Annotated in this window: 16 protein-coding genes; 2 read left to right on the top strand and 14 right to left on the bottom strand. The window is 36.6% G+C overall.

Translation table 11 applies throughout. The features are described from left to right. The 5 genes from QMF79_RS01215 to QMF79_RS01195 form a co-directional block, all read right to left on the bottom strand. On the bottom strand, nucleotides 1-560 hold a 560-nt coding region (locus QMF79_RS01215), incomplete at its 3' end, for a glycosyltransferase family 25 protein (protein ID WP_345739935.1). A gap of 43 nt (nucleotides 561-603) precedes the next feature. After that, on the bottom strand, nucleotides 604-1,611 hold the full coding sequence (ruvB, locus tag QMF79_RS01210; RefSeq protein WP_281772446.1) for a Holliday junction branch migration DNA helicase RuvB: 1,008 nt from the start codon (nucleotides 1,609-1,611) through the stop codon (nucleotides 604-606). A 16-nt stretch (nucleotides 1,612-1,627) separates the two neighbouring features. Further along, entirely contained in the window at nucleotides 1,628-2,233 is a 606-nt protein-coding gene (gene ruvA, locus QMF79_RS01205; RefSeq protein WP_281772445.1) for a Holliday junction branch migration protein RuvA, read from the bottom strand. A gap of 142 nt (nucleotides 2,234-2,375) precedes the next feature. Further along, on the bottom strand, nucleotides 2,376-3,674 hold the full coding sequence (locus QMF79_RS01200) for a hemolysin family protein (protein WP_281772444.1): 1,299 nt from the start codon (nucleotides 3,672-3,674) through the stop codon (nucleotides 2,376-2,378). 50 nt (nucleotides 3,675-3,724) lie between these two features. Then, nucleotides 3,725-4,369 (bottom strand): TIGR01621 family pseudouridine synthase, encoded by a 645-nt coding sequence (locus QMF79_RS01195; RefSeq protein WP_281772443.1) that lies wholly within the window; start codon nucleotides 4,367-4,369, stop codon nucleotides 3,725-3,727. Between the two features lie 44 nt (nucleotides 4,370-4,413). Here QMF79_RS01195 and QMF79_RS01190 point away from each other — a divergent pair, with 44 nt between their 5' ends. Both QMF79_RS01190 and QMF79_RS01185 read left to right on the top strand, forming a co-directional pair. Then, on the top strand, nucleotides 4,414-5,046 hold the full coding sequence (locus tag QMF79_RS01190; protein ID WP_281772442.1) for a histidine phosphatase family protein: 633 nt from the start codon (nucleotides 4,414-4,416) through the stop codon (nucleotides 5,044-5,046). 15 nt (nucleotides 5,047-5,061) lie between these two features. Further along, a complete protein-coding gene (locus QMF79_RS01185) occupies nucleotides 5,062-6,063 on the top strand; it encodes a TerC/Alx family metal homeostasis membrane protein (protein ID WP_281772441.1) in 1,002 nt (333 codons plus the stop codon). Between the two features lie 29 nt (nucleotides 6,064-6,092). Here QMF79_RS01185 and QMF79_RS01180 read toward each other — a convergent pair whose 3' ends face one another. The 9 genes from QMF79_RS01180 to QMF79_RS01140 form a co-directional block, all read right to left on the bottom strand. Next, complete coding sequence (locus QMF79_RS01180; RefSeq protein ID WP_281772440.1) at nucleotides 6,093-6,725, bottom strand: LysE family transporter; 633 nt, start codon at nucleotides 6,723-6,725, stop codon at nucleotides 6,093-6,095. Between the two features lies 1 nt (nucleotide 6,726). Beyond that, nucleotides 6,727-7,203, bottom strand: a complete 477-nt coding sequence (locus QMF79_RS01175) for a phosphatidylglycerophosphatase A family protein (protein WP_281772439.1) — start codon at nucleotides 7,201-7,203, stop codon at nucleotides 6,727-6,729. A 33-nt stretch (nucleotides 7,204-7,236) separates the two neighbouring features. Beyond that, the gene (gene thiL, locus QMF79_RS01170) at nucleotides 7,237-8,199 is read right to left on the bottom strand and encodes a thiamine-phosphate kinase (protein WP_281772438.1); all 963 of its coding nucleotides are present in this window, start codon (nucleotides 8,197-8,199) and stop codon (nucleotides 7,237-7,239) included. Nucleotides 8,200-8,271: 72 nt separating this feature from the next. After that, nucleotides 8,272-8,706 (bottom strand): transcription antitermination factor NusB, encoded by a 435-nt coding sequence (nusB, locus tag QMF79_RS01165; protein WP_281772437.1) that lies wholly within the window; start codon nucleotides 8,704-8,706, stop codon nucleotides 8,272-8,274. 67 nt (nucleotides 8,707-8,773) lie between these two features. Beyond that, nucleotides 8,774-10,069 (bottom strand): type IV pilus secretin PilQ, encoded by a 1,296-nt coding sequence (gene pilQ, locus QMF79_RS01160; RefSeq protein ID WP_281772436.1) that lies wholly within the window; start codon nucleotides 10,067-10,069, stop codon nucleotides 8,774-8,776. A gap of 17 nt (nucleotides 10,070-10,086) precedes the next feature. After that, a complete protein-coding gene (locus QMF79_RS01155; RefSeq protein WP_281772435.1) occupies nucleotides 10,087-10,497 on the bottom strand; it encodes a pilus assembly protein PilP in 411 nt (136 codons plus the stop codon). A gap of 1 nt (nucleotide 10,498) precedes the next feature. Continuing rightward, the gene (locus tag QMF79_RS01150; protein WP_281772434.1) at nucleotides 10,499-11,020 is read right to left on the bottom strand and encodes a hypothetical protein; all 522 of its coding nucleotides are present in this window, start codon (nucleotides 11,018-11,020) and stop codon (nucleotides 10,499-10,501) included. Between the two features lies 1 nt (nucleotide 11,021). Further along, nucleotides 11,022-11,537: a hypothetical protein gene (locus QMF79_RS01145; protein WP_281772433.1), complete on the bottom strand. Its 516-nt coding sequence runs from the start codon at nucleotides 11,535-11,537 to the stop codon at nucleotides 11,022-11,024. Then, nucleotides 11,534-12,208, bottom strand: a complete 675-nt coding sequence (locus QMF79_RS01140) for a competence protein ComA (protein ID WP_281772432.1) — start codon at nucleotides 12,206-12,208, stop codon at nucleotides 11,534-11,536. The genes QMF79_RS01145 and QMF79_RS01140 overlap by 4 nt, the downstream gene beginning before the upstream one ends. Nucleotides 12,209-12,313 lie beyond the last annotated feature (105 nt).

The raw sequence follows: 12,313 nt of genomic DNA, 5'->3' as shown, positions 1-12,313 counted from the left end.
ATATTTGATGGTTCATGAAATTCAGTAAATTGCTCTGCTAACCAATGAGGTTTAGTTTCAGCTATCTGCGTAGTTAATTTTTTAGCAATATCCTTACGAATAAGATATAAAGCACAGCCTTTATTATATTGGCTAATATCTCCATAGATAAAAGCATCAACATTATTACCATCTTGAAATAATCTTCCGCCAGCATTGCTTTGTAATTTAATAATGCCATAAGAAGGGTATCGATTAGCATAATCTTGAGCAAGCTGTTGGAAGTTTCCAACCAAATTCACGCTACACTCCGCAATTAACGCAAAATCTTCATCGTCTAGTTCGCTGTTTTCTGCAATCGCTTTCCAACATTTGATGTGTGAAAGCGTGTGGGCAATTTCTCTATTGGTAATCAGGCGATTAAGTTTTTCAAAGGCTTTTTGCGTATTAAAAATAAGAGCAGTATCAATTGCTTCTATTTGAGTAGCATTAATTGTAAGAATTGGAGTAAAATAAGGCTTATCTTTAAGCAGGGGTGCTTGTTGCTCAGAATATAGCACATAGTGAATCACTTTTTTCATAATATCTTTTGCAAAATAAGCGGTAAATTTGACCGCTTGTAATCTAGTAGGACGGAGAAAATCTCTTCAAATGCTCATAAGTTCTTTGTGTCGCAATTCGTCCACGTGGGGTACGTTGCAAGAAGCCTTGCTGGATTAAGTAAGGTTCTAACACATCTTCAATGGTATCACGCTCTTCGCCAATGGCAGCAGCAAGGTTATCTAAGCCTACAGGACCGCCATCGAAGCGTTCAACAATGGCTTGTAAGAGTTTGATATCCATAAAATCAAACCCTTCGGAGTCCACATCAAGCATTGAAAGAGCTTGTTTAGCAATTCCTGAGCTGATAATACCGTTATTGCGAACGTCCGCATAATCTCTTACTCGGCGAAGTAAGCGGTTCGCAATACGTGGCGTGCCACGTGAACGTCGGGCAATTTCGTGAGCTCCATTTTCTGATAGGTCTAAATTTAAGCACTCAGCACTACGTTGTACGATAGAGGTTAAATCTTCTACCGAATAAAACTCAAGGCGTTGCACAATCCCAAAACGGTCACGTAATGGTGAAGTTAAAGAACCCGCTCTTGTGGTTGCACCGACTAAGGTAAATGGCGGTAAATCAAGCTTAATTGAGCGAGCGGCTGGACCTTCACCGATCATAATATCAAGCTGATAATCTTCCATCGCGGGGTAAAGCACCTCTTCAATCGCAGGCGACAAACGGTGGATTTCGTCGATAAAAAGCACATCATAAGGCTCAAGGTTAGTGAGCATTGCGGCTAAATCACCTGCTTTTTCGAGCACAGGCCCAGAAGTTGAGCGAATATTCACGCCCATTTCGTTCGCCACAATATTGGCAAGAGTGGTTTTCCCTAAACCTGGTGGTCCAAAAATCAAAAGGTGGTCTAAGGCTTCATTTCGCAATTTAGCAGCTTGAATAAAAATATTCATTTGCTCCCGCACCGAAGGCTGTCCAACATAATCTGCTAGCAATTTCGGACGAATAGCACGGTCTATCACTTCCTCTTCTTTTTTCGGCGAGGCACTAATTATTCTATCAGCTTCAATCATTTTTATTTATCATTTATTAAAGAGAGTTTTTCAAGGCTTCACGAATTAGTTGCTCACTTGTTGCTCCAACTTTATTCACTTTCTTGATCATTTTTTCTGCATCTGCTGGCTTATAGCCTAATGCGATTAGAGCATCTCGTGCTTCATCAGCAGGAGCAGTTTGTGAGCTGACTACAATTGTATCGTGAGATTGCTCAACAAAGAAATCGCCTTGCGTCATCCCTTTAAACTTGCCTTTAAGCTCAACAAGTAAACGCTCTGCTGTTTTGCGACCTATGCCAGGGATTTTGGTTAGTTTTGCTAATTCTTCATTCTCAACTGCATTTGCAAATTGAGAAACAGACATTGCAGACAAAATCGCAAGGGCAAGTTTTGGACCAACGCCATTGGTCTTGATGAGTTCTCGGAATAAGGTTCTGTCTTGTTTTTGGGCAAAACCAAAGAGTAAATGTGCATCTTCACGAATGACAAGATGTGTAAAAATCGTTGTTTCTTCACCCAATTGTGGTAAATTGTAGAAACTGGTCATCGGTAGTAGGATTTCATAGCCTACGCCTTGTACATCTAGCACCATTTCAGGGGGCTGTTTTTCAATAATTTTACCGTGTAATCGACCGATCATAGTTTTCCTATGTGATATCCTAGGGCTACACGCTCTAGGTTAGTAATAAATGTGTCCTTACAGGACTCCAATCATTTTGTTACTTCCAACCCCAAAGGGGCTGATTTATGCGTAACCTAGAGCTAACTGCCCTAGGCTAAGACTATTCCGTTTTTATATCCTTTCTAAACGATACCATCAACTGGTCAATTTTGAAATTCTCAGTATCAATAATTTCAAATTTATATTGATCATACAGCACAAAATCGGTTTTTTTCGGGATTTTGCGGAGCATATACATCATAAATCCGCCGATGGTCTCGTAATTTTCTGCATGTGGAAATTCATCAATTTCTAACGCACGCATTACATCTTCAAGCGGAGTCGCTCCATCGATTAACCACGAATCCTCATCACGGCGAACGATCTGTTCTTCTTCGGTGGAAACTAACTCACCCATCACAATGCTCATTACATCATTAAGAGTGATAATGCCGACCACGAGAGCGTATTCATTCACAATCACAGCAAAATCTTCACCCGCAGATTTAAACAACTCCAATACTTCATAAAGTGAAAGCGTATCTGGAATAAAAATGGTTTTACGCAATAAGCGTTGATCAGTAAGCGAGACATTCTCATTTTTAAGATATTGCGTGAGCAAATTGTGCGATTCAACATAGCCTAAAATTTTATCTAAGCCATTATCGCAAATCAGCAATTTAGAGTGCGGATCTTCGCCAAGTGTTTGGAGCACTTGCTCTTTGTTATCAGTGCGATCTAAAAAAATGATATTTTCACGCGTGGTCATTGTTGAAGTGACACGGCGTTCTTGCATTTCAAATACGTTTTCAATCAAATAATGTTCGTGCGTATTCAACACACCCGCTTTAGCACCCGCATCAACGACTGCCACAATATCTTCAGTCGTCATATTCTCTTGACGAACAGTTGATACACCAAAAAGACGGAAGAGCGAGTTGGCAATCCAATCGAAGAACATCACAATCGGTTTAAAAATTACGATAGCAAAGCTCATTATTCTAATTGTTCGAACAGCAACTTGCTCAGGATAAGTCATCGCAATACGTTTTGGCATTAAATCTGCAAATAATACGAATGCAGATGTCACGAGTAAAAAGGCGGTCCAAGAAGCCGCAGAATCAACCCAAGCAGCATCAGAATACTCTCTAAAAAGCTGGCTAAAATAAGGATTGATTGCACTTTCCCCAACAACCCCACCAAGAATAGCAACCATATTCAACCCAATTTGCACTACTGTAATAAATCGTCCAGGTTGTTCCTGCAATTTCATCACTCTTTCAGCACGTAAGTCGCCCGAATTTGCCATCGCTTGAAGTTTTAAGCGTCTAGCACCAGCAAGTGAAATTTCCGATAATGAAATTACCGTACTGGTTAAAATTAATAAAATAATAATTAAAATAGCTTCAAATAAGCTCATAATTGCCTCTATTGTTGCTTTATTTGTTATAAAACCGCATGAATTATACTCTATTTCTCCGCTTCAAGTTTACAAACTTTCTGCCAAATTTGACCGCTTTCAGGAAAGGCTTGCACGCAAAAATGCTCATTTTGATAATCAAATTCAAGCTGATAGGCGTGTAGGTAAACACGATCCGATTCTGAACCAGAATACAAACTATCGCCTAGAATCGGACTGCCTAAACTTTTCATTGCTACACGTAACTGATGCGTTTTGCCTGTTTTGGGTTGCAAAATAAAATAGCGAAGTGGTGGTTCAATAGAATGCGAGCTAAATTGCGTAATCGCAGGATTTTCCTTGCTATGGCAGAGTTTCCACGCCCCATTTCTTGATTTTTGCATATCACCCACAATTTTGCCCTGTTTCTTTTTCGGTTTTTTGTCGCTAATCGCCCAATAGTTTTTTTGAATTTTATGTTGTTCAAACAGCGTATAGAAATTCGCTGCCGCCTCTTTATTTAAGGCTAGAATGAGCAAGCCTGAGGTAATTTTATCTAATCGATGTACGAGCCAAACTTGCTCTACACCTAGCTGTTTTGCAACTAATTCGGTAAATCCAACCGCTTGTTGATCTTTATGTACACTGATGCCCGCAGGCTTGTTAATAATCACAAAATCCCGATGTTGCAGGCAGAGAGTAAAATACAAATTCATGTTATAATTCCGACTCTTTTTTGGCTATTTTAAAGGAAATAGAGATGGCACTAAATATTTATTTAATTCGACATGGTAAAACCGTGTGGAATATTGAAGGGCGCTTGCAAGGCTCGGGAGATTCACCTTTGGTTGAAGAGGGCATTGAGGGGGCGAAAAAAGCAGGGCAAGCGTTAAAAGCGGTTCAATTTTCTGCGGTATATTCCAGTATGCAAAAACGAGCTCAAGATACGGCAAATTATATTCTGGCGGAAAATGAAACGCAAAATGTTCCGCACTTTCATCATTGGGGCTTGAATGAATTTGATTTCGGCATTTGGGAAGGAATGAAATCGGTCGATTTATACGAGAATGATGAATATTGGGTGATGAAAAAAACACCAGCTGAATATAAGGCACTGGAAAATGGCGGTGAAACCTATGAACAGCTTTATCAGCGTGTATTTAAGGTATTCAACCAAATTTCTGAATTGCACAAAGATAACGAAAATGTGTTGATTGTCGCACATGGAATGACCTTAACTGTTTTAACTGCAGTGTTAAAAGGCTTGCATTGGTCGGAATGTCGTGATGAAGAGAAACACAAATTTGTGATGAATACCGCCATCAATATTGCTAAAGTTGAAAATGGCAAGGTGGAATTAGTTGAATTTAATAATATTGATCATTTAGTTTAAATTTTTGTAGGTTATATGGCACACTTTGGATTTCCTTTAGAAACAATTATTGTCTTTTTTGCGGTGATTCTTTTTTCCATTTATATGGATTTAGTTGCCCATAAAAATAGCGAAGAAATTACAGTAAAAAATGCGGCAATGTGGTCGTTATTTTGGATTTCATTGGCCGTTGCATTTTACGTTTATTTATATATTCGTTTTGACGCATCTTGGGCGGATTTATATTTAGCAGGCTATGTTTTAGAAAAAAGTTTATCAATTGATAACTTAATGGTCTTTGTAGCTATTTTTGCTTCATTCGGCATTACAGGTAAATTGCAACATCGCATCTTATATTGGGGCATTTTAGGGGCATTAGTGTTCCGAGCAATTTTCGTGGTGCTCGGCACAGGCTTATTTGCAGCAAGCCCTTGGGTTGGCTTTATCTTTGCCTTGTTTGTCTTGTGGAGCGGCTGGAAAATGCTTACCGCAAAAGAAGAGGCGGAAGAAGAAATTGAAGATTACACCAACCACTGGAGCATACGTTGGGTTGGAAAAATAATGCCTGTTTTACCAAAACTACACGGCTATAACTTCTTCGTTAAACATGCAGAATTAAAAGCGGAAGAGCTGGCAAATGTAACCCGCAAGGGTTTACGTTATGCAACGCCTGCATTTTTATGTTTAATCGCAATTGAAACCTCCGATGTTGCTTTTGCGTTTGATTCAGTGCCAGCCGTGATTGCCGTAACACAAGAACCTTTCTTAGTTTATGCAGCAATGATTTTTGCTATTCTTGGTTTACGTAGCCTCTATTTTATTTTAGCTGCACTTACAAAATATCTAGTGCATTTAGAAAAAGCAGTTATTGCATTATTATTCTTTATCGGTATTAAAATGGGTATTCAATCTTGGAACCACGCTGTATTCGATACGGGGGTCCATATTTCGCCAAACACCAGCTTATTTATTGTTTTAGGTGTGTTATTTATTGGTGTGATTGCTTCTCTTATTTTTCCAGAAAAAAAGCGTAGATAATAAAATGGGCGTACATTACGCCCATTATTCTATAAAACTACTGCTAAATACGTTATCCCCTCATAAATCAGTTTTAACCCAAATCCGATAAAAATTACTCCAGCAACATTATCAATATAACGACTGTTTTTTGCATAAATTTTGCGAATTGGTTTACGCGAAAATAATAGTGAGACTAAATAGAAATAGATAAAGGTTGAAAAAACAAATAAAAACAGCAATTCAAAAAGCTGATAAGTTTCAGTAAATTGGTCTAAAAATGCGGAAATAACGCTAGTAAAATAAACGCCCGCTTTGGCATTCATTATATTGATCATTAAACCTTTGCGAATTTCTGTGATGGAGTTTAACTCTAATAAATCAGTCTTTTCTTCACTAAATTTTGCATTATCTTTCACCCGAACCATTTTCGAGCCTAAATAAGCTAAATAACTGCCACCTAATAACATAATTGCATATTGCAACACATTCCCTACGCTATGTTTTAACCACGCTAAGCCGAAAATTGCAAAAGCTGCCCAAAAGATAATCCCCATTGCAATTCCAACCGAAGCTAAAATACCCGCTCTGATGGAATGGCTTACTGATTGGCGAACCACATAAAAGAAATCAGGTCCTGGGCTTGCCAAGCCAACTAAATGAATCAATAAAATTGTTAGCATATTAGATTATCCAATAAATGATATATAACGAAATTAAAGCAAAAATAGCTGCAAGAATATCATCAACCATAATTCCCAGTCCACTTTCTAATTTTTCATCAAAATAACGAATTGGATAAGGTTTTAAAATATCAAAAATGCGAAAGCTTATAAAAGTAAGAATATAAGTAAACAAATTATATTCAGGTAAAAAAGCGAACATTAAAAATATGGCGACAATTTCATCCCAAACTATTCTTCCGTCATCGTGTACGCCTAAATCATTGCTTGTTTTTTGGCAAAGATAGCAGCCAAAAATAAAAGAAATAACAGCGAGAAAAATAAAAAATAGGTTTGATTGGGTTATATTCCAAAGCAAAATAGAAAGCATTAAGCCAGCAAGCGTGCCCCAAGTGCCTGGTGCGGGCTTTAATAAGCCTGAGCCAAATCCTATTGCTAGAAAATGTACGGGATTTTTTAAATTGATTTTCTTTTCCACTTTTCTCTCTTTCTATAATAAATCTATGATTGATTAGCCAAAATGGTCGAAACCGCAATGTTCTGGCAATGTGACTTTTTCGCCATTTTTGAGTAAATTTAGACCGCTTGTTTGGGGAAGGATTTTGCCGATACAAGTCACTTTTATCCCTTGCAAACGTAAAACTTGCTCCATCTCTTCGCGTTTTTCTTCGCTTACCGTAAAACAAAGCTCATAATCTTCTCCCCCCGTTAAAGCAAATTTTTCCGCTTGTGTTTGTTCGTATTGGATGCATAAATGACGTGAAAGCGGTAGATTTTCAAGATAAATTTCCGCACCAACTTGGCTACATTCTAAGATATGTTCAAGATCAGCAAGTAATCCATCAGAAATATCCAATGCACAGCAAGAAAATGAGCGAAGGGCTAAACCGAGTTCGACACGAGGCGTTGGGTGCAGATGACGTTGAATGAAATAGCGGTCAGATTCGTTCTCTATTTTGCGATTTTGTAAAAGTAAATCGAGCCCTGCCGCACTATCACCTAAAAAGCCAGAAATAAAGATCCAATCGCCCGCTTTGGCTTGGTGGCGGAATAAACCTTGATTTTCAGGCAAAAAACCTTGAGCAGTAAGGGTAATCGAAAGCGGGCCTTTAGTAGTATCGCCCCCAATTAAACTCACGCCATAACGCTCTAAAATTGCAAACAGGCTTTGACTAAATTCAGCTAGCCATTCCTCTTTGATTTCAGGCAGCGTAAGAGCAAGTGAAACCCAAGCAGGTGTCGCTCCCATTGCGGCTAAGTCGCTTAAGTTTACCGCAACGCTTTTATACGCTAAATCGGCAGGAGAAATCGAAGGCAAGAAATGCGTACCTTCCACCAAAGTATCTGTGGTTATCGCAAGTTGGTAGCCTGTTGGGATACTAGTAATCGCACAATCATCTCCTACCGATAAGATCACGTCATTTTGCAAACTTTTTCGTAAAAAATACCGCTTGATCAGATCAAATTCACCCATTTTGTTCTCTCAAATAATTATTCTCAAAATGAAAAAAGCGAGACTTTGCTCGCTTTAAAATAAGTAGATAAATTATTTCCGTCCAAGTGCTGGTGCTAATTTATCTAGGATTCCGTTGATGTATTTGTGACTGTCATCTGAGCCGAATGCTTTTGCTACCTCAATCGCCTCGTTAATCACCACTTTGTATGGGGTATCTTGTTCAAAATGTAATTCATAAGCCGCCATACGTAAAATGCTGCGTTCGATTAAATCAACGTTTTCTTCATTACGATCTAAAAACGGACGAAGTGAAGCATCAATCTCTTCAATATTTGCCATTGTGCCACGTAATAAACGAGTAAATAATGCACGATCCACTTGACCTGTGCTTTCTGGATCTTCAGACGCAAAATTATCGGTTTGGAAAACTAATTCGATTTGTTCTACGCTATTTTGCGAAATTACCCAAGAATACAATGCTTGAACCGCACACTCTCTAGCACGGCGACGAGGGGAAAGTTTCATATAACCTCTAGTTAATTCGATAATCAAAAATATTGCCGAATTTTAGCATAATTTTGTGATACTTTCTTTATCGTTTTGGGCTTTTTTCTTTCGTTTTCGAGAAATCCACCGCAACATCTTTTGATTGCACAATGTAAGGCGTCACAAAAATCACCAATTCACGTTTATTAATTTGATCTTTTTGATAGCTAAATAGCCGTTTGAGAAATGGAATTGAACCAAGCACAGGAATTTTATCGCTATCTTTTGATTTCAAATGTTGGAACACTCCACCAAGAACTATAGTTTCACCGTGTTTAGCAAATACTTGCGTATTCAGTTCTTGTTTATCAATCGCAATTGCGGTGTTGCCTGAGTTGGCATTACCAACCGATTGCCCTTGCGAATTTTGGGTAACCACTAAATCCATCAAAATTTGATTATTTTCCGAAATATGTGGAGTCACCTCTAAGCCTAAAACCGCTTCTTTAAAAGAAATATCGTAGGTTTCCGATTTGCGATCATAAATTGTATAAGGGATTTCCGTTCCTTGTTTAATGCTTGCCAATTTTTTGTTAGTCGTCAGCAAACGGGGGCTTGCAATAATTTCTACACTGTTTTCTTGCTCAAGGGCAGAGAGTTCTAAATCCAACAATTTGGAATTGATAGAAGCGACTTGTAAGGTGGCTGAAGCACCTGCAACCACGGGAAAATTCACGTTTAAATCTTGCATTCTCCCACTATTTCTTGCTACTCCTTCGATGCTACGATCTGCGGAGAACATCCCCCAACGTACACCAAGTTCTTGCAAGTTTTTGCTGCTGATAGTCACAATACGGGCCTCAATGGCAATTTGTTCAGTTGGTTTATCTAACTCTTGAATTAAAGCTAACGTATTTTTAATGGATGTAGCATTTTCCTTAATAATTAAACTATTGCTTCGCTCATCAAAGTGAATATAACCGCCATCATTTAAAAATGAGCCACTGCCTTTAGTAAGCGAATCAATGACTTCTGAGGCTTTAGCATATTTTAATTTCACCGTACGAGTAACTGATTGTAGCTTTTGTTCTTCATCAAGAGGCTTTATTTTTTCGTTTAAATCCTCTTTTGTTTTTTCACTAATATAATAGATACCATTTTCTTGTTGAATATTGAGTTTATTGATTTTAGCGATACTTTTTAAAATTGCATCAAACTGGCTATTTTCAATACGAATATTACTTTTACTTTCAATATCTTGATGCAATACAATATTTTTACCCATTTCACTGGCTAAATAAGAAACCACTTCAGCTGTCGGGGCATCCTTTAACACGAGCGAAACTTGGTTTGCTAATAGCGAGAGTGGAAAAACTGAAAATAATAATAGCCACTTTTTCATAAATATCCTACTGAAAATTAGAGTTTTAATGTAATTTGATAAGGTCTGTTGCAATCATCAGTTAGATCCCAATTAGTATATTTTACTGCTTTGGTATTAATTTCATTGATTTGAATACTCTTATCCTTAATAAAATCATTCTGAGAAAAATCAAAAAGTTGGCTGTTTTTATCGATAAATAATGCCTTTGTTATATTGTTATATTTCAGTACCCCAACTAATTTAAGTTCTTCAAATTCAATAGGAATATTGACAATATTGGCATTTTCAGGTAGCTCACAAGAGGTTGTTTTTACGCCCTTCTTTGTAATCGTTGATTTTGTTTTTGATGTGCTTTCTTTTTCTTGTTCTTCTCCATAAAAAGGATCAGCAATACTATGTGAGGTATAAAATATAGAGCAAAAGATTAGCAGTATATACTTTTTCATTTTATTTTTCCATTAGTTGTAAAGTCGCATTTAATTGTACTAAATTTTTATAATCTAAACGGGTTAGCGTTACTTCTTTGTAAAAGAGAAAATCAAGCTGATTTAATTCCGATATAATATTAAACAAAAATTTTGCCTTTTGTGTAATTGTAATATGTAATAGCTTATCTTGATCTAACTCCCATTGCAGCCCGTTGATTTCTACATCATATTGATGAAAAAGCGTTTCTAGTTGCTGATTAACTTTTGTGGGAGTGAGTTTTGTATTATTGGCATTCCCTTTTCCTGCTAATTTTTCTGTTAAAGATAGTGCTTTATTTTCAATCTCCATCTTAATGATATTTAGCTGATTTTCGTTATCTGTAATCTGCTGTGAAATCTTGACCAACTGAATAAGAGGATAAACAAGCAAAATAATAGCTAAAGAAATGGCAATCTGAAAAAAGTATTGATTGATTTTACTCAATAACTGATATCCTGCTTTGGTTGGATTAAAGTAATAGTGAGAAATACGCTTTTTCATCTTATTTATTTTCTTTATATACAATAATGCTAAAATCAGCTTTTGCTTTATTATTGCTTTGTAAATATTCAATATTAACGCTAAAACCACTCTCTTTAAAGAAATCTTCTAGCTCTTCAAAATCTTGTTGATGTTGATAAGTGCCAGCAATCTTTAGCTTTAAACCTTGATCAACATAAAACCGAATAACGCTAATTCCCGCACTTTTTACAGGTAATTCTTCTAATAAATTAACCAAATTGTTTAGCTCCTCTTTTCTTAATACTTTTGTGTAGTTAATCGGTAGTGGTGTAAGGTTTGTTAAACTTTGCTCAATTTGTGATAGCTGTTCTTGTTGTTCGATGAACTGTTGTGTAATCACTGAAAATTCACTCTTACGGTTTTCTTGGTAAAAATTTAAACATAATAATAATCCGATAAGACAAAGAAATATAATTAGTAGCTTAAATATATTTTTTGTAGTTTTATCCACCCAGTTTTTCTGTAATAATGGACTTAAATTAATACTTCTTTTCATTTCCACAAACAAGCACCTAACGCAAGAATATATAGTTCTTTAGAAAAAACGTTTTCTGGAAAAATCAAATTATTCAGACTTAAATAATTTTCGTCACATTCGTTTTGAATACTTAACTCATTTAATTTAAATGTAAAAAATTTCTCTTTATACGCATAATTTTGTCCATCTTGAGGTGGAGATTGCATTAAAAAATGAAATCCTCTTTGCCAGCATTGCAACTCGCAATCTAAAACAGTGTCTATATCTAGCAATAAAGGGTCAGCAAAACGTTTTCTCAATGCATAAATAATAATCTGAGTAATTTTTTGAGCTTTGTGTGGTAAAACTTGATAATCAAAATAGACTTCGTCGATTGCAATGGGCAGCTCTTGTTTGATAGTTTGAATCACCTGACGAAAAATCGTTTCTTTATCCACATTCAACGGTTGAATCAGATATTTCCTCCAAATATAGTGATATGGCACAGGGCGAATAATCCGCTTCTTTTTGCCTAAAAAATCAGAAATTGTTGCTAAAATATCGATTAAAGAGGTCGATTTAGGATAAAAATTTACAATAGGTTGTGCTTGCTTTAAATAGACTATGCAGTAGTGGCTTTCATCTTCTGCAATGCCAAATGACAACTCTTCTTGTTGTTTTTTAGGGAGAAATTTTGTAAGCAATGACATAAAAAATCCTTCATTTACTGACCAAAAAATTACATTTGCTTGACACTTTTAGCCATTTTTTCGTTTATACTTAGTCAGCTTTACGCCAACATTATTGGCGATTTA

Source organism: Pseudohaemophilus parahaemolyticus, from assembly GCF_938021905.1.
In the GTDB taxonomy this organism is placed as follows: domain Bacteria; phylum Pseudomonadota; class Gammaproteobacteria; order Enterobacterales; family Pasteurellaceae; genus Haemophilus_A; species Haemophilus_A parahaemolyticus_B.
The sequence above is the reverse complement of the archived record's forward strand: the minus strand, read 5'-3'. Positions and strand labels throughout refer to the sequence as shown.